Source organism: Pseudomonas sp. NPDC089734 (assembly GCF_044748865.1).
Lineage (GTDB): Bacteria > Pseudomonadota > Gammaproteobacteria > Pseudomonadales > Pseudomonadaceae > Aquipseudomonas.
This window is the reverse complement of record NZ_JBIVGV010000011.1, coordinates 133,703-160,545: the sequence shown is the minus strand read 5'-3', so window position 1 is coordinate 160,545 and position 26,843 is coordinate 133,703. Positions and strand designations below refer to the sequence as shown.

Annotated in this window: 26 protein-coding genes; 9 read left to right on the top strand and 17 right to left on the bottom strand. The window is 59.1% G+C overall.

The features are described from left to right. Positions 1-110: 110 nt before the first annotated feature. The 4 genes from ACIPY9_RS15755 to ACIPY9_RS15740 form a co-directional block, all read right to left on the bottom strand. A complete protein-coding gene (locus ACIPY9_RS15755) occupies positions 111-548 on the bottom strand; it encodes a hypothetical protein (RefSeq protein WP_400702964.1) in 438 nt (145 codons plus the stop codon). 276 nt (positions 549-824) lie between these two features. Then, positions 825-1,100: an HU family DNA-binding protein gene (locus ACIPY9_RS15750; RefSeq protein ID WP_400702961.1), complete on the bottom strand. Its 276-nt coding sequence runs from the start codon at positions 1,098-1,100 to the stop codon at positions 825-827. Between the two features lie 190 nt (positions 1,101-1,290). Beyond that, positions 1,291-2,439 (bottom strand): NAD(P)/FAD-dependent oxidoreductase, encoded by a 1,149-nt coding sequence (locus ACIPY9_RS15745; protein ID WP_400702958.1) that lies wholly within the window; start codon positions 2,437-2,439, stop codon positions 1,291-1,293. A gap of 24 nt (positions 2,440-2,463) precedes the next feature. Continuing rightward, positions 2,464-2,631, bottom strand: a complete 168-nt coding sequence (locus ACIPY9_RS15740) for a rubredoxin (protein WP_198727897.1) — start codon at positions 2,629-2,631, stop codon at positions 2,464-2,466. Positions 2,632-2,830: 199 nt separating this feature from the next. Here ACIPY9_RS15740 and ACIPY9_RS15735 point away from each other — a divergent pair, with 199 nt between their 5' ends. The 5 genes from ACIPY9_RS15735 to ACIPY9_RS15715 all read left to right on the top strand — a co-directional run bounded on the left by ACIPY9_RS15735 (position 2,831) and on the right by ACIPY9_RS15715 (position 7,899). Beyond that, on the top strand, positions 2,831-3,391 hold the full coding sequence (locus tag ACIPY9_RS15735; protein ID WP_400702955.1) for a chorismate--pyruvate lyase family protein: 561 nt from the start codon (positions 2,831-2,833) through the stop codon (positions 3,389-3,391). Beyond that, positions 3,391-4,281, top strand: a complete 891-nt coding sequence (gene ubiA, locus ACIPY9_RS15730; RefSeq protein ID WP_400702952.1) for a 4-hydroxybenzoate octaprenyltransferase — start codon at positions 3,391-3,393, stop codon at positions 4,279-4,281. The genes ACIPY9_RS15735 and ubiA overlap by 1 nt, the downstream gene beginning before the upstream one ends. A gap of 98 nt (positions 4,282-4,379) precedes the next feature. Continuing rightward, a complete protein-coding gene (gene phoB, locus ACIPY9_RS15725; RefSeq protein ID WP_122315102.1) occupies positions 4,380-5,069 on the top strand; it encodes a phosphate regulon transcriptional regulator PhoB in 690 nt (229 codons plus the stop codon). 64 nt (positions 5,070-5,133) lie between these two features. Beyond that, positions 5,134-6,456, top strand: a complete 1,323-nt coding sequence (gene phoR / locus ACIPY9_RS15720) for a phosphate regulon sensor histidine kinase PhoR (RefSeq protein WP_400702949.1) — start codon at positions 5,134-5,136, stop codon at positions 6,454-6,456. 102 nt (positions 6,457-6,558) lie between these two features. Next, the gene (locus ACIPY9_RS15715) at positions 6,559-7,899 is read left to right on the top strand and encodes a hemolysin family protein (protein ID WP_400702946.1); all 1,341 of its coding nucleotides are present in this window, start codon (positions 6,559-6,561) and stop codon (positions 7,897-7,899) included. 106 nt (positions 7,900-8,005) lie between these two features. Here the strand turns inward: ACIPY9_RS15715 and ACIPY9_RS15710 are convergent, their stop codons facing one another. From ACIPY9_RS15710 to ACIPY9_RS15675, 8 genes are all read right to left on the bottom strand, one after another. Beyond that, complete coding sequence (locus tag ACIPY9_RS15710) at positions 8,006-8,908, bottom strand: peptidoglycan DD-metalloendopeptidase family protein (RefSeq protein ID WP_400702943.1); 903 nt, start codon at positions 8,906-8,908, stop codon at positions 8,006-8,008. A 152-nt stretch (positions 8,909-9,060) separates the two neighbouring features. After that, positions 9,061-9,957 (bottom strand): response regulator, encoded by an 897-nt coding sequence (locus ACIPY9_RS15705; RefSeq protein ID WP_400702940.1) that lies wholly within the window; start codon positions 9,955-9,957, stop codon positions 9,061-9,063. A gap of 204 nt (positions 9,958-10,161) precedes the next feature. After that, a complete protein-coding gene (phoU, locus tag ACIPY9_RS15700; protein ID WP_400702937.1) occupies positions 10,162-10,923 on the bottom strand; it encodes a phosphate signaling complex protein PhoU in 762 nt (253 codons plus the stop codon). Positions 10,924-10,993: 70 nt separating this feature from the next. Beyond that, entirely contained in the window at positions 10,994-11,827 is an 834-nt protein-coding gene (gene pstB, locus ACIPY9_RS15695; RefSeq protein ID WP_400702934.1) for a phosphate ABC transporter ATP-binding protein PstB, read from the bottom strand. A 67-nt stretch (positions 11,828-11,894) separates the two neighbouring features. Continuing rightward, positions 11,895-13,565 (bottom strand): phosphate ABC transporter permease PstA, encoded by a 1,671-nt coding sequence (gene pstA / locus ACIPY9_RS15690; RefSeq protein ID WP_400702931.1) that lies wholly within the window; start codon positions 13,563-13,565, stop codon positions 11,895-11,897. A gap of 15 nt (positions 13,566-13,580) precedes the next feature. Beyond that, positions 13,581-15,614, bottom strand: coding sequence for an ABC transporter permease subunit (locus tag ACIPY9_RS15685; RefSeq protein ID WP_400703015.1), 2,034 nt, complete (start codon positions 15,612-15,614; stop codon positions 13,581-13,583). Between the two features lie 394 nt (positions 15,615-16,008). Further along, entirely contained in the window at positions 16,009-17,007 is a 999-nt protein-coding gene (locus ACIPY9_RS15680) for a phosphate ABC transporter substrate-binding protein PstS family protein (protein WP_400702928.1), read from the bottom strand. 172 nt (positions 17,008-17,179) lie between these two features. Continuing rightward, on the bottom strand, positions 17,180-18,469 hold the full coding sequence (locus ACIPY9_RS15675) for an MFS transporter (RefSeq protein ID WP_400702925.1): 1,290 nt from the start codon (positions 18,467-18,469) through the stop codon (positions 17,180-17,182). A 436-nt stretch (positions 18,470-18,905) separates the two neighbouring features. Here ACIPY9_RS15675 and ACIPY9_RS15670 point away from each other — a divergent pair, with 436 nt between their 5' ends. Together ACIPY9_RS15670 and ACIPY9_RS15665 are read left to right on the top strand one after the other, a co-directional pair. Next, the gene (locus tag ACIPY9_RS15670; RefSeq protein WP_400702922.1) at positions 18,906-19,304 is read left to right on the top strand and encodes an acyl-CoA thioesterase; all 399 of its coding nucleotides are present in this window, start codon (positions 18,906-18,908) and stop codon (positions 19,302-19,304) included. A gap of 91 nt (positions 19,305-19,395) precedes the next feature. Beyond that, a complete protein-coding gene (locus ACIPY9_RS15665; protein WP_400702919.1) occupies positions 19,396-20,295 on the top strand; it encodes a D-hexose-6-phosphate mutarotase in 900 nt (299 codons plus the stop codon). 23 nt (positions 20,296-20,318) lie between these two features. On the opposite strand, the gene ACIPY9_RS15660 is transcribed toward ACIPY9_RS15665, so the two are convergent. The 4 genes from ACIPY9_RS15660 to purE all read right to left on the bottom strand — a co-directional run bounded on the left by ACIPY9_RS15660 (position 20,319) and on the right by purE (position 22,939). After that, positions 20,319-20,852 carry a DUF3299 domain-containing protein gene (locus tag ACIPY9_RS15660; protein ID WP_400702916.1) on the bottom strand — a complete coding sequence of 178 codons (534 nt, stop codon included), beginning with the start codon at positions 20,850-20,852 and terminating at the stop codon, positions 20,319-20,321. An 84-nt stretch (positions 20,853-20,936) separates the two neighbouring features. Further along, on the bottom strand, positions 20,937-21,185 hold the full coding sequence (locus ACIPY9_RS15655; protein WP_400702913.1) for a GlsB/YeaQ/YmgE family stress response membrane protein: 249 nt from the start codon (positions 21,183-21,185) through the stop codon (positions 20,937-20,939). 170 nt (positions 21,186-21,355) lie between these two features. Next, positions 21,356-22,438 (bottom strand): 5-(carboxyamino)imidazole ribonucleotide synthase, encoded by a 1,083-nt coding sequence (locus ACIPY9_RS15650; protein WP_400702910.1) that lies wholly within the window; start codon positions 22,436-22,438, stop codon positions 21,356-21,358. A 9-nt stretch (positions 22,439-22,447) separates the two neighbouring features. After that, complete coding sequence (purE, locus tag ACIPY9_RS15645; protein WP_025262557.1) at positions 22,448-22,939, bottom strand: 5-(carboxyamino)imidazole ribonucleotide mutase; 492 nt, start codon at positions 22,937-22,939, stop codon at positions 22,448-22,450. Positions 22,940-23,336: 397 nt separating this feature from the next. Between purE and ACIPY9_RS15640 the strand changes: the two genes are divergently transcribed. After that, a complete protein-coding gene (locus tag ACIPY9_RS15640) occupies positions 23,337-23,978 on the top strand; it encodes a hypothetical protein (RefSeq protein ID WP_400702906.1) in 642 nt (213 codons plus the stop codon). An 8-nt stretch (positions 23,979-23,986) separates the two neighbouring features. Here the strand turns inward: ACIPY9_RS15640 and ACIPY9_RS15635 are convergent, their stop codons facing one another. Then, positions 23,987-24,892, bottom strand: coding sequence for a LysR substrate-binding domain-containing protein (locus ACIPY9_RS15635; protein WP_400702903.1), 906 nt, complete (start codon positions 24,890-24,892; stop codon positions 23,987-23,989). Positions 24,893-25,239: 347 nt separating this feature from the next. Here ACIPY9_RS15635 and ACIPY9_RS15630 point away from each other — a divergent pair, with 347 nt between their 5' ends. Continuing rightward, on the top strand, positions 25,240-26,664 hold the full coding sequence (locus tag ACIPY9_RS15630; RefSeq protein ID WP_400702900.1) for an aspartate ammonia-lyase: 1,425 nt from the start codon (positions 25,240-25,242) through the stop codon (positions 26,662-26,664). Positions 26,665-26,843: the final 179 nt, after the last annotated feature.

Here is a 26,843-nt window from a genome sequence, read left to right as displayed (position 1 = left end):
AGCGGGTTATAGCGTGCAATCCTGTAGGACAACGGTGTTTTTTCGGCGGAGATCGAGTCATGAGCCGGTAAATGCCGTCCGTGCACAAACAGCATTTACCCGACAATCAATCAGCGGATGCTGTTGATGCTGCCCCGGTTACCCGTCACTTTCACGTTCACCTTCTTGAAGATGAAGTAATCCTGCACATTGATCTCATAACGTGGCGCGACGATCAGGTCGGCACCGGACGACTTGACGGCCTTGTACGCCGCAGCGGCCTTGGTTGCCGAAACCGGATCGGGCAGGAACAGGCCACCACCGCCACTGGCACCACCATAGCTCACACCATCCGCGAAGCGGTTATCGCCACCGAAGCTCAGGAACTTGAACAGAATATTGGTCGACGATTCGCCACTGATGGCACCGCCTACTTTGACATCAGCCTTGAGATCCGTTTTGACCACACCTTCCAGCGGTGCAGCCGGCTGGCTCACGTTGTAACTCACACACCCACTGGTGGTGGCGATCAGGGTTGCAACGGCAGCAGTCATCCATAATTTTTTCATTCTTGAATTCCAGGGATCATTTTTTAATGAGGTGCAGCGGAGCGGCACTTTAAGGAAATGAGCCCGAGGAAAAAGTCAGTAGCGTCCGAACGAAACGAAGAGAAATAACCCTCTCAGGTAGGAAATTTCTTATTTCAAATCAAAAGCAGCGAGAGCAACCAGAAAACCATTCATACGGCCATATCCTGGGTTCATGCACAAAAAAACGGGCACCCCATTCAATGGGTGTGCCCGTTTCGGTGACTGCCCGCCTCCCGCCAAGGCGCACAGTGAGCGTTATGGATTGACGCTGTCTTTAAGCGCTTTCCCGGGCTTGAAGGCAACGGTGTTACTGGCCTTGATCTTGACCGGCTCTCCCGTTTGCGGGTTCTTGCCGGTACGGGCACCACGATGACGTTGTACGAATGTACCGAAGCCAACCAGTGTCACACTGTCCTTGCGGTGCAGTGCGCCGGTGATTTCTTCAAGAATGGCATTGAGGACGCGGTTGGATTGCTCTTTGGTGAGATCAGCCTTTTCAGCAATGGCGGCTGCAATATCTGGTTTACGCATGTATGAAGCCTCTTTACGGTTTTTTGTTTTTATGTGCCGTACTGCTTATGCGAAGCAGCAACAAGGTGCCGCAACGGCTCTACGTAGCGGCAGACGAGAACGAGAATGGCATGCCAACGAGACACGCGCCAGTACATACGCCATGTTTATAAGGCGAAAAAAGCAACCTATCCGACAAAACGACGAATATTCAGGCCAGTAAGGCAGGCAAAGCCTTGTTCAAGGCCAGCCTTTCCATCACGGCGGCACCCGTCAGGGCGTAGCCCAGCAGTTGACCTTCAGCGTCATGGCACATGGCTTTGATATCGGCCCCCTGCCCTTCGACACGCCACTCCCCCTCCAGACCACGGGGTACAGGCGAAACCACCAACGGGCAGACCGGTGTCTTGACGGTAATGGGCATCGGGCCATACCGGACAGCGGTTGGCGTTCCCGCCAGCGTCTGGGCCAGAGCCCGGGCACTGCTCATCAATGGCATGACATAGAGCAGATTCAGGCCATCGACTTCTGCACAGTCGCCCAGAGCATGGATATTGGCGTGGCTGGTTTGCAGGTAACGGTCAACCACCACGCCCCGTCCGGTCTGCAAGCCCGCAGCGGCGGCCAGATCGACGCGTGGACGCAGGCCGATGGCCGAAACGACCAGATCGCAGTCAATCACCGTTCCGTCGGACAAATGCGCTTCGAGGCCCTGCCCATGACGCTGCAAGCGTGTCAGGACCGGCCCGAGATGAAAACGTGCCCCGATGCCTTCAAGCCCGGCCTTTACCGCCGCCGCAGCGGCCGGGTGCAGAAGCGTCGGCATGACCTGCTCGCAGGGCGCAACCAGATCCACCTCATAGCCGCCCAGAATCAGATCGTTGGCAAACTCGCAACCGATCAGGCCGGCCCCCAGGATCAATACCCGGTGCTTGCCTGCCGCTGCTGCCCTGAAGCGGGCATAGTCTTCAAGGTCGTTGATCGGGAAAACCGCGTCCCCGGCATCTCCTTCGATCGGTACACGGATCGTTTCCGCTCCCCAGGCCAGCACCAGATCGCGGTAATACACAGCCTCGTCACCTATCCACAACCGTTTGTGGCCAGGGTCGATACCTTTGACACGCGTATGTGTCCACACTTGCGCCTTGAGCTGTTCGGCCATGGCTCCGGGCTGCGCCATGCACAGCTCATCGGCGTCCTTGTTCTTGCCAAAACCGGTAGACAGCATGGGTTTGGAGTAGGAGCGCCCATCGTCAGCCGTGATCAGCAGCAGCGGTGTTTCGCTGTCCAGCTTGCGAAACTCGCGGGCCAGGTTATACCCCGCCAGGCCGGTACCGATGATGACGACAGGTGCGCTCATGACAACTCCTTGGTGTGCCCGTACTCAGGCGATTTCAATCATTTCAAAGTCGATCTTGCCGACACCGCAATCCGGGCAGAGCCAGTCTTCCGGCACATCTTCCCAGCGGGTGCCTGGCGCAATACCGTCATCCGGCCAGCCATCGGCCTCGTTGTAGATCAGGCCGCAGACGATGCATTGCCACTTCTTCATGGTTCGGTTCTCTCGGTTATCAGGCTAAATACTGGCGCAGCGGTCGATTGCCACCGGTCCAGGCTCAGGTAGTGGGGTTGTACTGATCGCAGCCCTCGGATGCAAGCCTGTTTGTGCGACCCGGTGCGCGGCGACCGTCGGTCCAGACAGGCAATCATGCTAAGCTCGCCGCCTCCATGACTGCCGATAATGGCTTACCGTGACCCAGCAGAACCCAGCATTGCCGACACCCCTCTGGCTTGAACGCGAACAATTGGCCGATGTGCCAGGGCCGCAGACGCTCGACTGGCTGTTCAATCAGGACTCCCTGACACGACGCCTGACCTCGTTGTCCGCAGATCACTTCAGCGTCACGCCTCTGCATGAAGGCTGGCAGATTCTGCGCCCCGATGAATGCCTGGCACTGGATCTTCCGACCGACAGCGAGGGCTGGGTGCGCGAAGTGTATTTGCGCGGGCACGGCGAGAAATGGGTCTTCGCTCGCAGCGTCGCCGCCCGTAGCGCCCTGCAGGACGGAGGCTTGAACATGGATGAGCTGGGAACACGCTCGCTGGGCGAATTGCTTTTCAGCGACAAGGCCTTTGAACGCGGTCCGCTTCAGGTTTGCCGTTATCCTGGCGACTGGCTGCCGGAAGCCGACACGACCGATGGGCTGTGGGCGCGTCGCTCACGCTTCAGCCGTGGCCCGCTGAGCCTGTTGGTCGCAGAAGTCTTCCTGCCCAACCTCTGGAATGCCCTCCCGACCGAGGACCACATCTGATGTACCTGTCGCTGCTCAAATCCCTCAATCGCCTGAACCCTCGCGCCTGGGACTTCATTCAACTGACCCGGATGGACCGACCCATCGGCGTCTACCTGCTGCTATGGCCCACGCTCTGGGCCTTGTGGATTGCCGGTGAAGGCTCACCCTCGCTGGCCAATGTGCTGATCTTCGTGACCGGCGTCTTTCTGATGCGTGCGGCCGGCTGTGTGATCAATGACTTCGCGGACCGCAAGGTGGACGGCCATGTGAAACGCACGGAACAGCGCCCGCTGGTCAGCGGCAAGGTCAGCTCGCGTGAAGCGCTGGTCCTGTTCGCCGTCCTGGTGACGCTGAGTTTCCTTCTGGTCCTGCTGACCAACGCCACGACCATCTGGCTGTCGTTCGGCGGTCTGGCGCTGGCCGCCTGCTATCCGTTCATGAAGCGTTACACCTATTACCCGCAAGTGGTGCTGGGCGCAGCCTTCTCGTGGGGAATGCCGATGGCGTTCACCGCCGAAAACGGCTCCTTGCCCGCGGCGGCCTGGCTGCTGTACATCGCCAACCTGTTGTGGACCGTCGCCTATGACACGTATTACGCCATGGTGGATCGCGACGACGACCTGAAGATCGGCGTCAAATCCACCGCCGTGCTGTTCGGGGACGCCGACCGCATCATCATCCTGACCCTGCAAGGGCTGGCGCTGGGTTGCCTGATCCTGGCCGGAATACGTTTCGAGCTGGGTACCGGCTTCTATATAGGCTTGCTGGTGGCGGCCGGATGCTTTGCCTGGGAGTTCCTGACAACCCGACAGCGTGATCGAGAGGCCTGTTTCAAGGCATTCCTGCATAACCACTGGGCAGGGCTGGCCATCTTTCTGGGGATTGTGGCGGATTACGCACTGCGCTGACGCGGTCACGTGCTAGCCTCATTCCAACCTGTCACACGACTGCAATAATTCCGTTATCTAATGCGCCCCAAGACAGTTAAATGACAAGAGGTTCAAGCATGGCTGGCAGGAGCATCCTGATCGTTGACGACGAAGCGCCTATTCGCGAAATGATCGCCGTCGCATTGGAAATGGCCGGTTACGACTGCATGGAAGCGGAAAACTCCCAGCAGGCTCATGCGATCATCGTCGACCGCAAGCCAGACCTGATCCTGCTGGACTGGATGCTGCCTGGAACCTCCGGTATCGAGCTGGCGCGTCGCCTCAAGCGTGACGAGCTGACCGGCGATATCCCGATCATCATGCTCACGGCCAAGGGCGAAGAAGACAACAAGATTCAGGGCCTGGAAGTCGGTGCCGACGATTACATCACCAAGCCGTTTTCCCCCCGCGAACTGGTTGCCCGCCTGAAGGCCGTACTGCGCCGCGCTGGCCCGAGCGATGGAGAAGCCCCGATCGAAGTGGGCGGTCTGCTGCTCGACCCGATCAGCCACCGCGTCACCATCGATGGCAAACCGGCAGAAATGGGGCCGACCGAATACCGCCTCCTGCAATTCTTCATGACCCACCAGGAACGCGCTTACACCCGCGGCCAATTGCTGGATCAAGTCTGGGGAGGCAACGTCTATGTCGAAGAGCGCACAGTGGACGTTCACATCCGGCGTCTGCGAAAGGCTCTGGGCGATGCTTACGAGAATCTGGTACAAACCGTGCGCGGCACCGGCTACCGCTTTTCCACCAAGAGCTGATAGCCGCTATTCGCAGAGACACAGGGCCCGGGCCGATGTGTACCCGACAAGGATGTACCTTTAATTGAACCAAAACTGGCACGGCACGCTGATACGCCACATGTTGCTACTGGTCACCGTCTGCCTGGTGGTCGGTCTGATCAGCGGCGAACATGGCTGGAGCCTGGCGATCGGGTTGGGGCTTTACCTGGCCTGGACTCTCAAGCAACTGCTGCGCCTCCACGAATGGCTGAGCAATCACTCGACCGACGAACCGCCGCCTGACGGTTATGGCTTGTGGGGCGAAGTCTTCGACAGCATCTATCACCTGCAACGCCGTGACCAGCGCGTACGGGGCCGCCTGCAGGCCGTCATCGATCGCGTCCAGGAATCGACCGCCGCCCTTCGGGACGCCGTCATCATGCTCGACAGCGAGGGCAACCTGGAGTGGTGGAACCGCGCCGCCGAAACGCTTCTGGGCCTCAAGACACCTCAGGACAGCGGCCAGCCGGTCACCAACCTGGTACGTCACCCGCGCTTCAAGGAATATTTCGCGTTGGGCAACTATGGCGAGCCACTGGAAATCCCCTCGCCGACCAATGACCATCTGCGCATACAGCTGCTGATCACCCGTTATGGCAACAACGAGCACTTGATGCTGGTGCGCGATGTCACCCGCATCCATCAGCTGGAACAGATGCGCAAGGACTTCGTCGCCAACGTCTCCCACGAACTGCGCACACCGCTGACGGTGATCTTCGGCTACCTGGAAACCCTGCTCGATAACGTCGAAGAGGTGAACCCGCGCTGGGTCCGGGCCTTGCAGCAGATGCACCAGCAAGGCGGGCGCATGCAGACACTGCTCAATGACCTTCTGTTGCTGGCCAAGCTGGAAGCGACCGACTACCCCTCGGACAACCATCCGGTGGTCGTGGTGACGCTGCTCAAGACCATCAAGGCCGATGCCAGGGCGCTGTCGGCCAGCCAGAACCACCAGATCACCCTGGACGTCGAAAGCGACATGGAGCTCAAAGGCAGCGAAGCCGAGTTGCGCAGTGCGTTTTCCAACCTGATTTTCAACGCTGTGAAATACACCCCCGCAGAAGGCTCGATCCACATTCGCTGGTGGACCGACGAACGCGGTGCCCATCTGAGCGTGAAAGACTCGGGCATCGGTATCGAAACCAAGCACCTGCCTCGCCTGACCGAACGCTTCTACCGCGTCGACACCAGCCGGGCTTCCAATACCGGCGGCACCGGCCTGGGGCTGGCCATCGTGAAACACGTCCTGTTGCGCCATCGCGGAACGCTTGAAATCAACAGTGTTCCAGGCAAGGGCAGTGTCTTTACCTGCCATTTCCCGCCCATTCAGCTGTCCAAACCCGACAATGAAGACGCGGACTACTAGGCAAGCTGGCTTCTAGCCGCTACATTGCCCCGCTCATGGCGCTCTTTTCTGCGCAGTAACCCCCCTTTTCCCTGAAGACAACGGATTCCGCAAAACCCCATCATGGACCCTTCCCCTAGTTTCACCACGGCTTCACTCTTCGCCGATTTCGGCATGATTCTTTTTGCATTGTTCCTGGTCCTGCTCAACGGCTTTTTCGTTGCAGCAGAGTTCGCCATGGTCAAACTGCGCTCGACCCGCGTCGAGGCCATCGCCAAGAAAAATGGCTGGAGCGGCCATATCCTGCGCACGGTACATGGCCAGCTCGATGCTTATCTGTCCGCCTGCCAACTGGGTATTACCCTCGCGTCCCTCGGCCTAGGCTGGGTCGGCGAACCGGCATTCGCCCACCTGCTGGAGCCGCTGCTCGCGGCCATGGGCGTGGACTCCGCCGAAGTGGTCAGGGGCGTGTCGTTCTTCACGGCGTTCTTCATCATTTCCTACCTGCACATCGTGATCGGCGAACTGGCCCCCAAATCCTGGGCCATCCGCAAGCCGGAACTGCTGTCGCTGTGGACCGCCGTGCCGCTGTACCTGTTCTATTGGCTGATGTACCCGGCCATCTACCTGCTCAACGCCAGCGCCAACGCCATTTTGCGCATTGCCGGCCAGGGCGAACCCGGCCCGCACCATGAGCACAGCTACAGCCGTGACGAGCTTAAACTGATCCTGCACTCCAGCCGCGGTCAGGACCCTAGCGACCAGGGCATGCGCGTGCTGGCTTCCGCCGTGGAAATGGGCGAGCTGGAAGTGGTCGACTGGGCCAACTCCCGCGAAGATCTGGTCTTCCTGGACTTCAACGCGCCCCTCAAGGAAATCCTGGCCCTGTTCCGCCGCCACAAGTTCAGCCGCTACCCGGTCTACGATGCCGAGCGCGCCGAGTTCGTCGGCCTGCTGCACATCAAGGACCTGCTGCTGGAGCTGGCTGCGCTGGACCATATTCCCGAATCCTTCAACCTCGCTGAACTGATTCGCCCGCTGGAGCGCGTCTCACGGCACATGCCGCTGTCGCAACTGCTGGAGCAGTTCCGCAAGGGTGGCGTGCACTTCGCCGTGGTCGAAGAGGCGGACGGCAAGGTCATCGGCTACCTGACCATGGAAGACGTGCTGGAAGTGCTGGTCGGCGATATCCAGGACGAACACCGCAAGGTCGAACGCGGCATCCTGGCGTATCAGCCGGGCAAACTGCTGGTGCGTGGCGACACCCCGCTCTTCAAGGTCGAACGCCTGCTGGGGATCGATCTGGACCACATCGAAGCCGAAACACTGGCGGGCCTGATCTACGAAACCCTCAAACGGGTACCGGAAGAAGAAGAGCAGATGGAAGTCGAAGGCCTGCGCATCATCATCAAGAAGATGAAAGGGCCGAAGATCGTACTGGCCAAGGTGCTGAAGATCGATTGATCCCTGCGTAGGAGCGAATTCATTCGCGAGAGGCCAGTGAAGCCAATGAATCTTTACCAGCCGAAATACAGTTTTCGCGAATGAATTCGCTCCTACAGGTGCTGCTTCAATTCCCGCCCACCGCAAAGTTGGGCAGGCTCTGCACAGGCGTGGCGAATTCATAAGGAATGGATTCCAGCGCCAGGCCGGTATTGCGCTGAATCACAAAGTGCAGGTGCGGGCCGGTGCTGTTGCCGGTATTGCCCGAACGCGCCAGCGGGCTTCCGACACGGACCTGCTGCCCCTCCCGAACGCTTACCGAACCCCGCATCAGGTGCAGATAAACGCCCATCGTGCCGTCATCGTGCAGAATCCTCACAAAATTGCCTGACGGGTTCGAGCCTCTGCCGGTCTGATTGTTCTCGACCTTGACCACCGTGCCGCCACGGGCCGCGATGATGGGCGTGCCTTCAGGCATGGCAATGTCCATTGCATACCGCCCTTTCGGGCCGTAATGGCTGTATTTGCCGCCTGGGCCCTGAGTCAGACGAAACGGCCCGCCTATCCAGGGCAGAGGGTATTTGTACGCCTGCGCCATCCGTCTCGAGTCCCCCAGCGTGGAGGTCAGGATCGAGGCGTAGTTCATGGCCTTGCCCGCTTGTCTGGGGCTCAGGACGGTCATGCGTTCGGTGCTGCGCGCCGCTACCGTGCGCCGAATGGTGGACGACGACCCGTTTATGCCCAGCACGTTACTCAAGCCGGAAAGCTTGAGCTCAACCTCGACCGGCGCATAGAGATCATTGCGTACATACAGGCTGTGAACGCCGCTTTCCTTCTTGACGCTCAGGTGCACCTGCTTCTCGAAATGCTCGACCATCCTGTCTCTGAACACCACGACAGACGCCCCCGCCGACGGACGGTCCGTGAACGACACGACACCGTCGGCATCGACCGTCTTGTAGATGGTGACCGCACTGGCCGTTTGCGCAGCCAGCGCCAGTACACAGAGGATCAGTAAACGCTCAAGCATCAGGACAGGCCAGGACAATAGGCAATGGAAACCAAGCCTAGCAGTGTTACGGGCAGATGAGGACCTATCGAAATCAATCGACAAGAGATGCAACGTCAAGAAAATCACGTCGGTGAGGCTGATCCGCACAAGGGAGCAGCCTCACAAGGCAATCAGGCACCCGGAACGAAGTGCTTCTGAGCAGTACCGCGGGCGATCAGGCGCGACAGGTAATCCATCTTCTGGGCATCCTGGTCCACAAAGCGGAAGGTCACTTGCAGCCATTCACTGTCGGGCTTCTGTTCAAAAGCCACGATGGCATGCAGATAACCGTTCAAGCGTGCGACTTCATTGCTTTCGCCCTGTTCCAGATCCAGCACGGCGCTGTCCAGAACCTGTGGCAGTGCATCGGTACGACGAACCAGCAACAAGGCTTCCTTCAGGCTCAAGGCCTTGATGACGCAAGGCAGATTGCCGTTAGGCAGACGCAGCTGACCTTGTCCACGCCCGCTGGGCTCCGCCGCCTTCACGGCCACAGGCGGTGCCTTGGCGATACCTGCCGCCGCAGGAGCGGGAGCAGCGGCCGGACGCACGACTTCAGCCTTGCCACCGGTCAAGGCGCTCAAGGAGTCATTGAGGGGCGAACTGGCACGCGCAGGCGCAGTGGACATGACCTGATCGAGCTTGCCGACCTTGGCCAGGGCTTTCTTGACCTTGGTCAGCAGTTGTTCGTTGGTGAACGGCTTGCCGACGAAGTCAGTCACGCCCGCCTGAATCGCCTGGACAACGTTTTCCTTGTCGCCACGGCTGGTCACCATGATGAACGGAACGGTCTTGAGGTAGTTGTCTTGCTCACGGCACCAGGCCAGCAACTCAAGGCCCGACATTTCCGGCATTTCCCAGTCGCAGAGAATCATGTCGAAGGTTTCACGAACCAGCAATGCCTGGGCCTTGCGTCCGTTGACCGCGTCCTCGGTGTGAATACCGGGGAAATAATTGCGCAGCCCTTTTTTTACCAAGTCGCGGATGAAAGTCGCGTCATCCACCACCAATACACTGACTTTACTCATCTACGCTCCTGCGGGCGTGTTCACCTTGGAGGTGAACTGCGGTATGCCAACACGCCCTTTATTTCGGCAAGCATAGCGTTGACCGGTAGCCAACTGCCATATTGAATGACTGCGCCAGCACGGATAGTTCGTGGGCGGCTGTAAATATTAATCGTCCGAACGAAAAACGCCCAGCGCATGCTGGGCGTTTTTTCGCAGGCAATCTTAATTATCGTCAGCCCGACCCGGAACATTAGGGGTTTCGTTTACGATGCCCTGCACTTCTTCTTTCATGCGTTTAAGGCCCATGTGACGCACGTCTGTACCCCGTACCAGGTAGATCACCAGCTCGGAAATATTGCGTGCATGGTCGCCGATACGCTCGAGCGAACGCAGGACCCAGATCACGTTCAGCACGCGGGAAATCGAGCGTGGGTCTTCCATCATGTAAGTCGCCAGCTCACGCAGCGCCGTCTTGTATTCGCGGTCGATGACCTTGTCGTACTGGGCGACGGACAACGCCAGCTCGGCGTCGAAGCGGGCGAAGGAGTCCAGCGCATCGCGCACCATGTTACGCACCTGGTCGCCGATGTGACGCACTTCGACATAACCACGTGGCGACTCGCCCTCTTCGCACAGTTGAATGGCACGACGCGCGATCTTGGTGGCTTCGTCACCGATACGCTCCAGGTCGATGACCGACTTGGAGATGCTGATGATCAGACGCAGGTCGGAGGCCGCTGGCTGGCGACGGGCAAGAATGCGCAGGCACTCTTCGTCGATGTTGCGCTCCATCTGGTTGATCCGGTCGTCGACTTCGCGAACGCGCTGCGCCAGGCCCGAATCGGCTTCGATCAGAGCGGTCACGGCATCGTTGACCTGCTTCTCGACCAGGCCACCCATTTCGAGCAAATGGCTGCGAACCTCTTCGAGTTCGGCGTTGAACTGTTGGGAGATGTGATGTGTATGGCTGTCTTTGTGGATCATGCTGGGTGTCCTTGGAACGTCCGGTTAATTGCGAAAACGCAGCGGTGGTTCAGGGCTGACGGAGCACGTCCTAGCCGTAACGACCGGTGATGTAGTCTTCTGTCTGTTTTTTGGCCGGATTGGTGAACAATGTGTCCGTATCACCGAATTCGACGAGTTTGCCCATGTACATAAAAGCGGTGTAATCCGAGACCCGAGCCGCCTGTTGCATGTTGTGGGTAACGATCACAATGGTGTATTTCGATTTCAGTTCGTAGATCAGCTCTTCAACTTTCAACGTCGAAATCGGATCAAGCGCCGAACAGGGTTCGTCGAGCAGCAGAACTTCCGGCTCCACGGCGATGGTTCGGGCAATCACCAGACGTTGTTGCTGTCCACCGGACAGGCCCAGTGCCGACTCATGCAGCCGGTCCTTGACCTCATCCCACAGCGCCGCCCCCTTCAACGCCCACTCGACCGCCTCATCGAGCACACGCTTCTTGTTGATCCCTTGAATACGCAGGCCGTAGACCACGTTTTCATAGATCGTCTTGGGGAACGGATTCGGCTTCTGGAACACCATACCGACGCGGCGGCGCAGTTCTGCGACCTCCTCGCCCTTGCTGTAAATGTTGTGGCCATACAGATTGATGGCACCTTCCACCCGGCAGCCATCGACCAGATCGTTCATGCGATTGAACGTGCGCAGCAGCGTCGACTTGCCACAGCCGGACGGACCGATAAAGGACGTCACTTTCTGCTTGGGGATATTCAGGCTGACATCGAACAGCGCCTGTTTTTCACCGTAGAACAGGTTCAGGCCCGGCACTTCAATCGCCACGGTTTCATCGGCCAGATGCAGGCCTGACTTGTTACGCCCCATGGCCGACAGGTTGACGCCGTGGGTTGAGCCTTCGTGTTGCATGGATTGCTCCTGTGCGAGCTTTTCGCATCATCGAACCGCCCGTCTCGTTCGGGGCGGTACTTTAGGATCAGTTATCGAGCGCCTTGTACTTCTCGCGCAGATGGTTACGAATCGCGACCGCCGACAGGTTGAGCAAGGCGATCACCAGTACCAGCAGCAACGCGGTGGCATACACCAGCGGACGAGCGGCCTCGACATTCGGGCTCTGGAAGCCGACGTCATAAATATGGAACCCCAGGTGCATGATCTTTTGATCCAGATGCAGATAAGGGTAGTTGCCGTCCAGCGGCAGAGACGGCGCCAGCTTGACCACACCGACCAGCATCAGGGGCGCGACTTCCCCGGCGGCACGGGCAACGGCCAGGATCAACCCGGTCATCATGGCCGGGCTGGCCATCGGCAAAACGATTTTCCAGAGGGTTTCGGCCTTGGTGGCCCCCAGCGCCAGCGAACCTTCACGCAGGCTCAGTGGAATGCGCGCCAGCCCCTCTTCGGTGGCCACGATCACCACAGGCACCGCCAACAGCGCCAGTGTCAGGGATGCCCACATCAGGCCCGGCGTGCCAAAGGTCGGTGCCGGCAATGCCTCAGGGAAAAACAGACGATCCAGGGAGCCACCCAGCACGTATACAAAAAAGCCCAGGCCAAACACGCCATAGACGATGGCCGGAACCCCTGCCAGATTGTTCACCGCGATACGGATCAGGCGGGTGACCGTGCCCTGGCGGGCGTATTCACGCAGATAGACCGCCGCCAGCACACCAAACGGCGTCACGATCACGGCCATGATCAGCGTCATCATCACCGTGCCGAAAATGGCCGGGAAGATACCGCCTTCTGTATTGGCTTCACGCGGATCTTCGCTGAGGAATTCCCACAGCTTCTTGAAGTAGAAACCCAGCTTGGTAAACGTCCCCATGGCATTGGGCTGGTAGGCATGCACCACTTTGCCCAGGCTGATTTCGACTTCCTTGCCGTTGGCATCCCGGGCCGTCAGGCTGTCGCGGTCGAACGCCTGATGCAGACTGCCCAGACGTTCTTCGATCACTTTGTACCGCGCATCGAGCTCGGCACGCTCGGCCGCCATGTCAGCCTGCGCTGCGGCGTCGAGACGGCCTTCCAGCTCCAGCTTGCGGGACAGCAGACGCAGACGCTCGATGCCATGGTTGATGGCGCCGATGTCTTTCTTTTCCAGACTGTACAGCTCGCCCGCCAGCTTTTCGACGCGCTTGATGCGCTCCTGCAACGTCGACCAGGCTGCTTCGCCTTCGGCCACGACAACGCCGTTTTCCTTGACGTTGACCAGATAGCCATAGAAGTTGCCCCACTCGCGACGCTCCAGCGTCATCAATTCGGCAGGCAGGCTCTGCCCGGTCAGCCATTCGCCCACCACCCAGGTAAAGTCGCTGGGGTTGACGTCACGGTTGCCGACCTTGAACAGCTCGCGGGTCATGAATTCAGGTCCGTCGTCCGGAACCGGCAAGCCCGCGCCCTTCAGACGTGCGCGAGGCACCTGTTCTTTCTCGACCAGTTCGCCGACCAGCACATGGCGGGCCTGACCGGGCACATCGTATTGCGCAGAAACCAGATCGGCGGGCCAGAAATGCCCCAGACCACGCACGGCAATCACCGCCAGCAGGCCGATGGTCATGATGACGGCGATGGACACAGCGCCCGCACTGATCCAGACGCCTGGTGCGCCGCTTTTGAACCAGCTCTTGAGGGAATCCCGTTTCACTAAGTTCTGCCTTCCTTAAAGCGACGAGTATTTCTTGCGCAGACGCTGACGGATCAGCTCTGCCAGGGTGTTCATCACAAAGGTGAACACCAGCAACACCAATGCAGCCAGGAACAGCACGCGATAATGGCTGCCCCCCACTTCCGACTCCGGCATTTCTACCGCGACGTTGGCCGCCAGGGTACGCATGCCCTCGAACATGTTCATGTCCATGATCGGCGTATTGCCCGTGGCCATCAGCACAATCATGGTTTCACCCACCGCACGCCCCATGCCGATCATCAGCGCCGAGAAAATACCGGGGCTGGCGGTCAGGATCACCACGCGGGTCAGGGTCTGCCAGGGCGTCGCGCCCAGGGCCAGCGAGCCGAGAGTAAGGCTGCGCGGCACGCTGAAGACGGCGTCTTCGGCAATGGAGTAGATATTCGGGATGACCGCAAAGCCCATGGCGATGCCCACCACCAGTGCATTGCGCTGATCGTAGGTGATGCCCAGGTCATTGCTGATCCACATGCGCATGTCGCCACCGAAGAACCAGTTTTCCAGATGCGGGCTCATGCCCAGGGAAAACCAGCCCACCAGCAGCACGACCGGCAGCAGAATCGCGCTTTCCCAGCCATCGGGGACGCGCAGACGAATCGACTCAGGCAAACGGGTCCACAGGAAGCCGGCCAGCAGAATGCCAATGGGCGTCAACAGCAGCAGGCTGAAGATGCCGGGCAAATGGCCTTCCAGGTACGGCGCCAGAAACAGCCCGGCGAAGAAGCCGAGAATCACGGTCGGCATCGCCTCCATCAGCTCGATCACCGGCTTGACCTTGCGGCGCATGCCCGGAGCCATGAAATAAGCGGTGTAGATCGCCGCTGCGATGGCCAGCGGCGCAGCCAGAATCATGGCGTAGAACGCGGCCTTCAGCGTGCCGTAGGTCAGCGGTGCCAGGCTCAGCTTGGGCTCGAAGTCGCTATTGGAGGCCGTGGACTGCCAGACATACTTGGGTTCGTCGTAGTTCTCGTACCACACCTTGCCCCACAGCGAACTCCAGGACACCTCCGGATGCGGGTTATCCAGCGTCATGGGCAACAGCTTGCCTGCGCTTTCGACCAGAATCCGGTTGGCCCGCGGCGACAACGCCACGATTCCCGGTCCTTCCACGGCCTGATCGACCAACAGGGTACGGTGTGCGGTGCTGTGGAACACGCCGAGCTTGCCCGAGGCGTCCAGTGCGATGAAACCCTTGCGGCGCTGCTCGGCCTTGATCTGAACGATCGGCGCGCTGCTCATCTTGAAGTCACGAACCCGCATGAAGCGCTGCTCGCCATCGGTGTCGCGGGCCATGAACCACTGGCTCATGCCGCCCTTGGAGTTACCGATGATCAGCGAGATGCCGCCCACCAACTGGGTACTTGCCGTGGTTTCTGCGTTACCGTCTTCCAACAGCTTGTAACGACCGTTGAGGGTGCGGTCATTCAGACTGAAGACGTCGGCCTGAGCACGGCCGTTGATCACATACAGCCACTGCTGGCGCGGATCGATATAAATGGCTTTGACGGCAGCGGACAACTGCGGCAACTCGATGCGGCTCAACTCACGGGTCATCTCACCCGTCATCATGTTTTCGGTCTGCTCAAGCGCCAGTACGTGCAACTGGGTCCCGGTGGAGCCTGCCACTTTCAGGTTCTCGCCATTGGCGCTGACCGTCACATGCTCGACCGCACGCCCTGCGTCATCCAGCACCAGCGGTGTTTCGCCGTAAGGCCAGGCAATGCTCGGCGTAATGGTTTTCTTGTTGTCCGGGTAAGTCGTCTGGTAGGCATGCCTGAACAGCAAGACCTGACCGTTGGACAAGCCCAGCGCAATAAGGGGCGCACCCGGCTGGTCCTTGCCGATGGACGTTACGCTCACGCCCGCCGGCAGCGGCAGGCCGAGACGCTGGAGTTCATTGCCATCCTTGATGTCGAAGAAGACCACTTCACCCTTATCGGAAATCCGCATCCCGATCTGGTTCTGTTCTTCGATGGTAATCATCAGCGGCTTGCCGGCGTCCTGCATCCAGGCCGTATTCAGCGGCGTCTTGACGCTCAGGCTGGCGCCCTGAAAGAGCGGCGCGACCACATAGGCAAGGTAGAAAAAGATCAACGTGATCGCGGCGAGCACGGCCAGTCCACCGATGGCGACATACCAGCGGGTCAGACGATCCTTGAAGGCACGAATACGGCGTTTGCGCTGCATCTCGGGCGTATTGAAATCAATGCGCTCTGGAGGTGAACTCTGATTCATCGTGGATTTGGCCAACTCATTCATGCGCGCACACCGTAGCGCCACTTTATGACAGAAACATTACAGCAAGGTGACGCAAAAAGTCCGCCACCCGGCATGGCCGGCAGCGGACTGTTCCCTTCGTTCATCGCAAGGCCAATCCGTCAGCCTTTGCCTGTATTGCCGTTTATTTCGACGCGACACCCGGGGTCCCTTGCAGGCCCAGATCGGCCCAGGCCTTTTCCACGACACGGGATGGCAGCGGGATATAACCGTCCTTCATCACGACTTCCTGACCTTGCCGGGACAGCACCAACTTCAGGAATTCGGCTTCCAGAGGAGCCAGCGGCTTGTTCGGGGCCTTGTTCACATACACATAGAGGAAGCGCGACAGCGGATAGGTACCGTTCAAGGCATTGGCTTCATTGTCCTCGACGAACGCTGCGCCTTCTTTCTTGGCCAGAGGCACGGTCTTGACGCTGGACGTCTTGTAGCCGATCCCCGAATAACCGATGCCGTTCAGCGAGCTGCTGATGGAGCTGACCACCGAAGCCGAGCCCGGCTGTTCGTTGACGTTGGCCTTGAAGTCGCCTTTGCACAGGGCTTCTTCCTTGAAGTAGCCGTAGGTGCCGGACACCGAGTTACGACCGAACAGTTGAATCGGCTTGCCCGCAAGGTCGCCGGTCACACCGACGTCACCCCAGGTCTTGGCATCGGCCTTGGCACCGCACAGACGGGTCGCGGAGAAGATCGCGTCCACTTGCTGCATGGTCAGGCCCTTGATCGGGTTGTCCTTGTGAACGAATACGGCCAGTGCATCCACGGCGACCGGAATGGCCGTAGGCTTGTAACCGTGCTTCTGCTCGAACGCCGACAATTCGCCGTCTTTCATCTTGCGGCTCATCGGGCCGAGGTTGGCCGTGCCTTCAGTCAATGCCGGTGGCGCGGTCGACGAACCGGCAGCCTGAATCTGAATGTTCACGCTCGGGTATTCTTTCTTGTAGGCCTCGGCCCACAAGGTCATCAGGTTTGCCAGGGTATCGGAACCAACACTGGAGAGGTTCCCGGATACGCCCGTCGTTTTGACATAAGGCTTGATCGCGGGATCAACAGCAGCAACGGAATTGGCTGCCGCGACTCCGGCGGCAACGAATGTCAGTGCGGTCATCAGACTCTTGAGTGTCATACCTTGCGCTCCTGGCAGGGAATGTAAAAAGTGTTCGACCTACCGTTATGCGCAGGTCGTATGAATACTGTATGAATTGATTGTGACAATAAGATGAAAAGGCCATCACCCTTTCGAGATGACGGCCTTCATTGAAGCTTCATGTCACACAAACGGTGTCAGGGAACGATGATCACTGCTTCCGGGACATCAGGTAGATACCCAGCGCGATCCCCATGCCGCTCAGAATCGCGACATACCAGGCCGGTGCCATGGGGCTACTCTTGAGCATGAAGGTCACGACCATCGGCGTCAGACCACCGAAAACCGCATAGGCCAGGTTGTAGGAGAACGACAGTCCCGAGAAGCGCACCACCGGCGGGAAGGCCTTGACCATCACGAAGGGAACGGCACCGATGGTACCCACGAACAGGCCCGTCACTGAGTACAACGGAAACAGCCAGTCCGGGTGTGCACCCAGCGTGTGATAGAAAGTCCAGGAGCTGATCAACAGACCGGCGCTGCCGATCAGGAATACCAGCCCGGCGCCGATACGATCCGCCAGCGCACCCGCGCCGATGCAACCCAGGCTGAGGAATACGATCGCCAGACTGTTGGCCTTCAAGGCCGTTGCCGCCGGGAAGCCGTATTTGGTCTGCAGAAGGGTCGGTGTCATCAGGATCACGACAATGATCCCGGCCGACAGCAGCCAGGTCAGCAGCATCGACAGCGCGACAGCGCCGCGGTGGTCGCGCAATACGCTCTTGAGCGGCACTTCGTCAGCCAGGGCCTTGCGCTGTTGCAGCTCGGCGAACACCGGCGTTTCATGCAGCAGACGACGCAGGTAGACAGACATCAGGCCGAAGACACCGCCCAACAGGAAAGGAATGCGCCAGGCGTAATCCGACACTTCATCGGCGCTGTAGATGCTGTTGATCGCAGTGGCAACCAGAGAACCGATCAGGATCCCCGAGGTCAGACCGGCCGTCAGCGTCCCGCATGCGTAACCGACATAGCGCGCCGGAACGTGCTCGGAGACGAACACCCAGGCACCCGGTACTTCACCGCCAATGGCCGCGCCCTGAATGACGCGCATCAACAGCAGCAGGATCGGTGCCCACAGGCCGATCTGTGCATAAGTAGGCAGCAGGCCCATGATCAGGGTCGGCACCGCCATCATCAGAATGCTCAAGGTGAACATCTTCTTGCGGCCCAGCAGGTCACCGAAGTGCGCCATGATGATGCCGCCCAGCGGTCTTGCCAGATAACCGGCGGCAAAGATGCCGAACGTCTGCATCATGCGCAGCCAGTCAGGCATGTCCGCCGGGAAGAACAGCTTGCCGACGACCGCGGCGAAAAACACGAAAATGATGAAGTCGTAAAACTCCAGCGCCCCACCCAGGGCTGAAAGCGACAAGGTTTTGTAATCGCTGTGAGTCAACGGCCGCGAGGACTGCGCGGGACTTAAAGGAACGGACGACATGACAAGGCTTCTCTATTTTGGCTTTTCTTTGAATGAACTGACGGAAACTACGCTAGCCGCAACGGGGTGGCGTGCAGAAGCGATTGTCCGGGAGCAATTGTGCAGATAGGCACCAAAATTGCGTGTACAGGCAGTCTTGTCACCTGTAGGGGTCACGCACGATAGCAAATTGTTTCAAAAAACACCTAGCAACAAGCCGCACTTGGGAAAAAGAAAGCCGAACGGTCGTCGCATGACGCAACGCCCGATATACTCGCAGGCCGTCAACGGTCATGGGAATTTGTGCAAAAACATCTGTAGCCAGCGGTTTTCGCAGAGTTTCCCTTTAGGGCCATACGCAGGCCGAACACATGAATGTTCATCTGCGCCGTGTTGAATGGCACCTGTCAACCGCAGTAGAAAACAATGAGAGTCATGGGTCAGAGGCACCCCAGGCATGATCGAACTCGAACAAGAAGACCCCACCCCACAAGGCGATCTGGCCTTGCAAATCACCGCACTTCCCCGTGAAACCAATGGTTTCGGCGATATTTTCGGCGGTTGGCTGGTTTCCCAGATGGACCTGGCCGGCACAGCCATGGCCAGCAAGATTGCCGGCGGACGCGTCGCGACCGTTGCGATCGACCGCATGGCTTTCCTGGTCCCGGTCGCCGTCGGCGAACAGCTCTCCTTCTATACAAGGACACTGGAAGTCGGTCGCACGTCGATCAAGATGATGGTCGAGGTCTGGAGCGACGATCCGTTGAGCAGCGAATGGCGCAAGGTGACCGAGGCGGTATTCGTCTTCGTGGCCATCGATGGCAGCGGTCGGACACGCTCGGTCCCACGACGGTAATTTGTCACTCGGGCAAAGCCTGGCCGGTTAGGTAAACTCAACAGTCTCTTGGCAGTCTATTTCTGTCACGGCCCTTGAGTGAGAACTTCGCATGCCAACACCCCAGGTTGAATCCGTTAAATACGACGAACTGAATTGCTGGCGTATCCGTCATGGTGACGCAGAACTGCTGGTCGCCCAGCAAGGCGCGCATATCCTCAGCTACCAGGTCGCGGGACAAGAGCCACTGATCTGGCTGAATGAAAGCGCGGTCTTCAAGCAGGGCAAACCGATTCGGGCGGGCATCCCCATCTGCTGGCCATGGTTCGGCAATCTGGAACGCAACCCGTCGACCGTTCAGGCGATGCGCCAAGGCAGCGAGCCTGCAAAAGCCCACGGGGAAGTGCGTGCGCTGGACTGGGAACTGCTAGGGATCGGTGAAGATGGCGATGCATTGCTGGTGGAGTTCGTTCTGCCGCAGGCTGAAGGCCATTTGCCTGGCTGGCCGCACAACGTTGCCCTGAAACTCAGCATCCGTCTGGACCATGCCCTCAATGTCAGCCTGGTCAGTTATAACTGTGGCACCGAGGCTGTCAGCTTCAGTCAGGCCCTGCACACTTATTTCGCCATCAGCGATGTGCACCAGATCAGCATCGAAGGGCTGGATGGCCTGCGCTACATCGAAACCCTGGAAAACTGGGAAGAGCGCCAGCAGAGCGGCGACCTGACATTCGGCGGTGAAACCGACCGCATCTATCAGGACACCCCGCCGTTGCTCAGCATTGTCGACCCGCAATGGAAACGCCGGATTCACATCCAGAGCAGCGGCTCAAAATCGGCGGTGCTGTGGAACCCATGGACCGAGAAGACCAAGAAGTTCGCCGACATGGCCCCCGATGGCTGGGAGCGCATGGTCTGTGTCGAAACCGCCAACGTGCTGGACGACATCGTGACCCTGGCCCCGCAGGACATGCACATTCTGGGGATCAGTGTCTGGAGTGAGGCGCTCTGATCAGCGCTGCATGATCACCGTGTTCAAAGGTCCGAGTCGACAACGACTCGCACCTTTGAAGCGTCCATCGCATAGGCCGCATCGGCCAGATCGTTACTGATCTTCTCGATTTTCAATGTCCCCACGACCCACAAGGGCGTGTAGATATCATCCAGCTTCAAGCCTTTGGGGTAACGGACCAGCACCAGTTGATTGGGTGGCGGTGGTGGCACGTGGATGCAGGCGCCCGGATAAGGGACAAGAAAGAATAACGTGCTGTGGCCTTTGGCATCGGTTTCCAGTGGAACGGGATAACCGCCAATCCGGATGGTCTTGCCATCCATGGTCGGCACCGTTTTGGTCGAATACATCACGGCAGGCAGACCCTTGCTCTGCTTCAAGCCACCCTTGCTGTCGAAGGTGCCCATGGCCTCGGGAGAGTTATGGTCGATCTCCGGCATCGCTTCGAGGGCCTTCTGGTCCGACTTGGGCATGAGTTCAAGCCAGTCGGTCTCGGGAAGCTCGGCATGTACAAGCCTGGATACCAGTAACAGGGTCATCAACAGAAAGCGGCGCATCATAGGGCTCGGCATAAGTGGAAAAGACTGCCGCGCATTCTAGCCCTCTGCGTAACGCTAAAGCAGAGGGCCAAAGATGAAAGATCAGTCCTTCTTTTTAATCATCCCGTAGATGACCAGCAGGATGATCGCACCGACCAGTGCACCAAAGAAGCCTGCGCCCTCGCCCGCCTGATAGATACCCAGCGCCTGACCGCCATAAGTGGCGGCAAGCGAACCGCCGATACCCAACAGAATGGTCATGATCCAGCCCATGCTGTCATCGCCCGGCTTGAGGAAGCGGGCCAGCAGGCCAACGATCAAGCCAATGAAGATGGTTCCGATAATGCCCATGTCATTTCCCTCTGTGTGTATTGGACGCACCAAAGCCCGATTGCAGCGTTGGCTTACTGCTATCAGAGAACTCGGAGAGGGAGTTGGTTCCGGGAGTACGGGAACTTGATGCTCCCGCCTTGCAGCGTACATGCCGCCTTCACGGCCTCAAGCCGTGAAGGCGTATGCCGTCAGCCCTTGATAAGGGCCTCGACCAGCTTGACCTGGCGGTCCAGCGTTGCACGATCGGCACTGCGCACGTTGGCGTGACCGACCTTGCGACCGGCCTTGAAAGCCTTGCCGTAGTGATGCAGATGGCAGTCGTCGATGGCGATGACCTTATCGACAGCCGGCACTTCACCGATGAAATTCAGCATGGCGCTCTCGCCGACCTTGGCCGTGGAGCCCAATGGCAAGCCCGCCACCGCCCGCAGGTGGTTCTCGAACTGGCTGCATTCGGCGCCTTCTGTGGTCCAGTGCCCGGAGTTGTGCACACGTGGAGCGATCTCGTTGGCCTTGAGGCCACCCTCGACTTCAAAGAACTCGAACGCCAGCACGCCCACGTAATCGAGCTGCTTGAGAACACGGCCTGCGTAGTCTTCGGCCAGCGCCTGCAACGGGTGATCGGTGCTGGCGATGGAGATGCGCAGGATGCCGTTTTCGTGGGTGTTGTGGACCAGCGGGTAGAAACGGGTTTCTCCGTCACGGGCACGCACGGCAATCAGCGAAACCTCACCGGTGAACGGCACGAAGCCTTCCAGCAGGCAAGGCACACCGCCCAGTTCGGCAAAGGTCCCGACGACATCGGCCGCCGTACGCAGGACCTTCTGGCCCTTGCCGTCGTAACCCAGGGTACGGGTTTTCAACACGGCAGGCAGGCCAATGCTGGCGACAGCCGCGTCCAGATCCGCTTGCGACTGGATGTCCGCGAACGCAGGCGTAGGGATGCCCAGGTCCTTGAACATGCTTTTCTCGAACCAGCGGTCACGCGCAATGCGCAACGCCTCGGCACTCGGGTAGACCGGTACGAATTGCGACAGGAACGCCACGGTCTCGGCCGGTACGCTTTCAAACTCGAAGGTCACCAGATCGACTTCATCGGCCAGTTGGCGCAAATGATCCAGATCGCCGTAATCGGCTCGCAGATGCTCACCCAGCGCGGCAGCACACGCATCCGGCGCAGGGTCGAGAAAGGCAAAGTTCATCCCCAGAGGAGTACCTGCCAGAGCCAACATGCGGCCGAGCTGGCCGCCACCGATTACACCGATCTTCATGGAAAAACCTCAGGCGTGGCGCGGGTCTGGATTGTCCAGCACGCTGTCTGTCTGCTCAGTGCGGAATTTCTTCAGCACTGCGTGGAATTGAGGGTGTTTGGCGCCCAGGATGCTGGCGGACAGCAGTGCAGCGTTGATCGCCCCTGCCTTGCCGATGGCCAGCGTCGCGACAGGAATGCCCGCAGGCATCTGCACGATGGACAACAGGGAGTCGACGCCCGACAGCATCGAGGACTGGACCGGAACGCCCAGCACAGGCAGATGCGTCTTGGCAGCGCACATGCCAGGCAGGTGAGCCGCACCGCCGGCACCGGCGATGATGACTTCAATCCCGCGACCTTCGGCCTCTTCGGCGTACTGGAACAGCAAGTCCGGCGTCCGGTGGGCAGACACCACTTTGACTTCATAAGGGATGCCGAGCTTTTCCAGCATATCGGCGGTGTGGCTAAGGGTGGACCAATCGGACTTGGAGCCCATGATCACGCCAACCAGTGCGCTCATCGTCGTGCCTCTCATCGGGCGCCCGCAGGCGCGTCAAAAAACAACAAGCCACGCGGGAGGACCGGCGTGGCTTGTTGTACGAATAATGACCGACTTAACCGGCCAAAGGCCGCGCAGTATACCTTAAAGCGCAAGGATGACAGCCCCCCTGACGACCATCTGCACGAAGGCCTTGCCGACACGGCACCGGACACATCACCGAATGACAGATCCACCCGAGCAATTCCTACGCATTGCATCCGTAGACCCGACCCGCCCTGAAGTAAACACCGCCTGCCAGCCCATCAGGTTTTTCTATTACGTCCCCCAAAGCAATATAGAGATTGCTCATAACCCGTGATATCCCCAGAGCGACACACAGGACGTGCCGTCGCCGATGCAATGAATGGATCAACGCATGAACTTCAACTTCAAAAACCTTCTCCGTACCGGCATGGCCTTGTTGCTGGCCGTGTTACTTCCGCTTTCGGGCAGCGTGGCCCAGGACAGGCGCCCGCTGTTCTTCTATGTCTTCGTGCATGACGACATCCCCGTTTCCGAGCGGGCCCATATCCGGGCCGATTACTTCTCATGGCTGATAAAGGACCTCGAAAGCTTTACGGGGCGACGGGTCTACCTGGAGATCATTCAGGACACACCGCCCCTGACGGCATTCGACTACCAGACACGCGACCTGCCCAAGGGCCTTCAGGGATGGACGAAGCTTGTCGAACGCTACATCCAGGAAAAGAACCTGCCAAGAAACCGCACAAGCAAATACCTGCTGCTCACCCGTGACAAAATCAATGCCGACACATTCGGCTATACCCGGATCGGACACCATGCAGCGGTGGCTTCCATGCAGACATACCCGGCGGCGGCCCACGAAATAGGCCATATGCTGGGCGGCACTCACGAGAATGCGGAAATCCTGTTCAGAAACGGCTGGTGGTGTGAAACCAACATAACGGCCAGCCGTGAAGCGATCAGAGCCAACTGCTATGTCTACAGCGACAGAAACAAAAAGATCATCGCCGAGCAGTTGAGCCGGGCCCCTTGAGTCCGGCGTCAGGCCTGAGCCGCACCGCCTTCCAGCTTGCGCCATAGCAATCGCACATTGGCCTTGCGCACCAGGGCGCAGCGATACAGGCGGATCTCCAGCGGAACGTGCCAGTGCGGGCCACCACATACCACCAGTTCACCGCGCGCCAGTTCAGAGCGCACACTCAGGTGCGGCACCCAGGCAATCCCCAGCCCTTCGAGTGCCATGCCTTTGAGGCTGTCGGCCATGGCCGTTTCATAGACCGTGGTAAAACGCAGATTGCGCTGGCGCAGCAACAGATTCACCGAGCGCCCGAGGAAGGCACCGGCGCTGTAGGCCAGCAGAGGCACGCTGTTTTCACCCTCCATATCGAACAGAGGCTGGCCGTTGGCATCAGCGGCACAGACCGGCAGCATTTCCGTCTGCCCCAGATGCAGCGAAGGGAAGATCTCGGCATCCATCTGCAAGGCCGCATCCGGGTCATAGAACGCCAGCATCAAGTCGCAGCCACCTTCACGCAACGCATGCACGGCATCGCCGACGTTGGTCGCCACCAGCCGGGTCGCGATGTTCAGGCCGTCGTTACGCAACTGGGCAATCCAGCGGGGGAAAAACCCGAGCGCCAGGGAATGCGCCGCCGCCACCTGGATGACCTCACCTTGACCACCCTCAAGATGATGCAGGTGGCGCACCACTTCCCCCAACTGCTCGACAACGGTTCGGGCCGTCACCAGAAACAGCTGTCCGGCCGCGGTCAATTCCACCGGCGTCCGCGAGCGATTGACCAGCGTCAGCCCCAGCGCCGACTCCAGGCTGCGGATGCGACGACTGAATGCCGGTTGCGTCACGAAGCGACGCTCCGCCGCCTGGGAAAAACTGCGGGTGGCGGCCAAGGCGCTGAAATCTTCCAGCCATTTGCTTTCCAGGTTCATCACGTCCTCCCGGAAGTGTGTAGGTGCGGACTTATCCGCGAAGACGGCATTCCAGCCGGTCAATATTGATTGGAGGTACTCGCCTCTCGCGAATGAATTCGCGCCTGCAGATTTGAGAGCCGATTCATTTGCGCCGCAATTTGCCAGATAACGTCGCCTCTGCGACAGAAACAATTACAAGTGCGACATTTTGTCCTGTTTACGCATAAAAGAAAGCCCACGTCACACCTTCATTATGCCGTTGTTGCATAGGGCAGCGTTTAACAGCATTGGTCAAGATTAAACGCGAAGCCCAATATTCACGGCGTTCCGGCATTGTCCGTGCCTTTCTTGAGACTATCTCTATCATGTCCTCGTCTGCATCATCGCGCATCGAAAAAGACCTGCTTGGTGTTCTCGAAGTACCTGCTCACGCCTACTACGGTATTCAGACCCTGCGAGCAGTGAATAACTTTCACCTCTCCGGCGTACCACTTTCGCACTACCCGAAACTGGTAGTGGGACTGGCCATGGTCAAGCAGGCCGCTGCTGATGCAAACCACACCCTCGGTCACCTGAACGATGCCAAGTACGCAGCCATCAGCGAGGCCTGTGCCCGCCTGATCCGCGGCGACTTCCACGATCAGTTCGTGGTGGACATGATTCAAGGCGGCGCTGGCACTTCGACCAACATGAATGCCAACGAAGTCATCGCCAACATCGCACTGGAAGCCATGGGCTTCGAGAAAGGCGAATACAAGCACCTGCACCCGAACAACGACGTGAACATGGCTCAGTCGACCAACGACGCCTACCCGACGGCCATTCGCCTGGGTCTGCTGTTGGGTCATGACGCCATGCTCGCCAGCCTTGAAAGCCTGATCCAGTCTTTCGCAGCCAAGGGCGAAGAGTTCAGCCACGTTCTGAAAATGGGCCGTACCCAGCTGCAGGACGCCGTTCCAATGACCCTGGGTCAGGAATTCCGTGCCTTCGCCACCACGCTGACCGAAGACCTGAACCGCCTGCGCACCCTGGCTCCGGAACTGCTGACCGAAGTGAACCTGGGCGGTACCGCGATCGGTACAGGCATCAACGCCGACCCTGGCTACCAGAAGCTGGCCGTAGAACGTCTTGCCGTCATCAGTGGCCATCCACTGGTCCCGGCTGCCGACCTGATCGAAGCGACGTCCGACATGGGTGCCTTCGTTCTGTTCTCCGGCATGCTCAAGCGTACCGCCGTCAAACTGTCGAAGATCTGCAACGACCTGCGCCTGCTGTCCAGCGGCCCACGCACCGGCATCAATGAAATCAACCTGCCAGCGCGTCAGCCAGGCAGCTCGATCATGCCAGGCAAGGTCAACCCGGTGATTCCGGAAGCCGTCAACCAGGTAGCCTTTGAAATCATGGGCAACGACCTGGCCCTGACCGTCGCCGCCGAAGGTGGTCAATTGCAGCTCAACGTCATGGAGCCGCTGATTGCCTACAAGATCTTCGACTCGATCCGCCTGCTGCAACGCGCCATGGACATGCTGCGCGAGCACTGCATCGTCGGTATCACCGCCAACGAACAACGTTGCCGCGAACTGGTCGAGCATTCGATCGGCCTGGTCACTGCACTGAACCCTTACATCGGTTACGAAAACTCGACCCGTATCGCCCGCGTTGCCCTGGAAAGTGGCCGCGGTGTACTGGAACTGGTCCGCGAAGAAGGCTTGCTCGACGACGCGATGCTCGATGACATCCTGCGTCCGGAGAACATGATCGCTCCGCGTCTGGTCCCCCTGAAGGCCTGACCGAATGCTTTACGCAATACGCTCACCAGGTTGAGGGCCTAGACACCCCTCACCTTTTGAGGGTCTGGAAGTGATTCTCCAGACCCTTTTTTTTGCCTGTTCAATACGACCCAAAGGAGGGCACAGAACACCTGAAACCCGCGTTTTTGCAGCGTTTCTGCCAAAAACATTCGTTTAGC

Bases quoted from the DNA above. Each gene is read 5' to 3' on its own strand.
- ACIPY9_RS15755 (WP_400702964.1), bottom strand. From the start codon at position 548: ATGAAAAAATTATGGATGACTGCTGCCGTTGCAACCCTGATCGCCACC.
- ACIPY9_RS15750 (WP_400702961.1), bottom strand. From the start codon at position 1,100: ATGCGTAAACCAGATATTGCAGCCGCCATTGCTGAAAAGGCTGATCTC.
- ACIPY9_RS15745 (WP_400702958.1), bottom strand. From the start codon at position 2,439: ATGAGCGCACCTGTCGTCATCATCGGTACCGGCCTGGCGGGGTATAAC.
- ACIPY9_RS15740 (WP_198727897.1), bottom strand. From the start codon at position 2,631: ATGAAGAAGTGGCAATGCATCGTCTGCGGCCTGATCTACAACGAGGCC.
- ubiA (WP_400702952.1), top strand. From the start codon at position 3,391: ATGTACCTGTCGCTGCTCAAATCCCTCAATCGCCTGAACCCTCGCGCC.
- phoB (WP_122315102.1), top strand. From the start codon at position 4,380: ATGGCTGGCAGGAGCATCCTGATCGTTGACGACGAAGCGCCTATTCGC.
- ACIPY9_RS15715 (WP_400702946.1), top strand. From the start codon at position 6,559: ATGGACCCTTCCCCTAGTTTCACCACGGCTTCACTCTTCGCCGATTTC.
- ACIPY9_RS15710 (WP_400702943.1), bottom strand. From the start codon at position 8,908: ATGCTTGAGCGTTTACTGATCCTCTGTGTACTGGCGCTGGCTGCGCAA.
- ACIPY9_RS15705 (WP_400702940.1), bottom strand. From the start codon at position 9,957: ATGAGTAAAGTCAGTGTATTGGTGGTGGATGACGCGACTTTCATCCGC.
- phoU (WP_400702937.1), bottom strand. From the start codon at position 10,923: ATGATCCACAAAGACAGCCATACACATCACATCTCCCAACAGTTCAAC.
- pstB (WP_400702934.1), bottom strand. From the start codon at position 11,827: ATGCAACACGAAGGCTCAACCCACGGCGTCAACCTGTCGGCCATGGGG.
- ACIPY9_RS15685 (WP_400703015.1), bottom strand. From the start codon at position 15,614: ATGCAGGACGCCGGCAAGCCGCTGATGATTACCATCGAAGAACAGAAC.
- ACIPY9_RS15680 (WP_400702928.1), bottom strand. From the start codon at position 17,007: ATGACACTCAAGAGTCTGATGACCGCACTGACATTCGTTGCCGCCGGA.
- ACIPY9_RS15675 (WP_400702925.1), bottom strand. From the start codon at position 18,469: ATGTCGTCCGTTCCTTTAAGTCCCGCGCAGTCCTCGCGGCCGTTGACT.
- ACIPY9_RS15670 (WP_400702922.1), top strand. From the start codon at position 18,906: ATGATCGAACTCGAACAAGAAGACCCCACCCCACAAGGCGATCTGGCC.
- ACIPY9_RS15665 (WP_400702919.1), top strand. From the start codon at position 19,396: ATGCCAACACCCCAGGTTGAATCCGTTAAATACGACGAACTGAATTGC.
- ACIPY9_RS15660 (WP_400702916.1), bottom strand. From the start codon at position 20,852: ATGCGCCGCTTTCTGTTGATGACCCTGTTACTGGTATCCAGGCTTGTA.
- ACIPY9_RS15655 (WP_400702913.1), bottom strand. From the start codon at position 21,185: ATGGGCATTATCGGAACCATCTTCATTGGCTTGATCGTTGGCCTGCTG.
- ACIPY9_RS15650 (WP_400702910.1), bottom strand. From the start codon at position 22,438: ATGAAGATCGGTGTAATCGGTGGCGGCCAGCTCGGCCGCATGTTGGCT.
- purE (WP_025262557.1), bottom strand. From the start codon at position 22,939: ATGAGCGCACTGGTTGGCGTGATCATGGGCTCCAAGTCCGATTGGTCC.
- ACIPY9_RS15640 (WP_400702906.1), top strand. From the start codon at position 23,337: ATGAACTTCAACTTCAAAAACCTTCTCCGTACCGGCATGGCCTTGTTG.
- ACIPY9_RS15635 (WP_400702903.1), bottom strand. From the start codon at position 24,892: ATGAACCTGGAAAGCAAATGGCTGGAAGATTTCAGCGCCTTGGCCGCC.
- ACIPY9_RS15630 (WP_400702900.1), top strand. From the start codon at position 25,240: ATGTCCTCGTCTGCATCATCGCGCATCGAAAAAGACCTGCTTGGTGTT.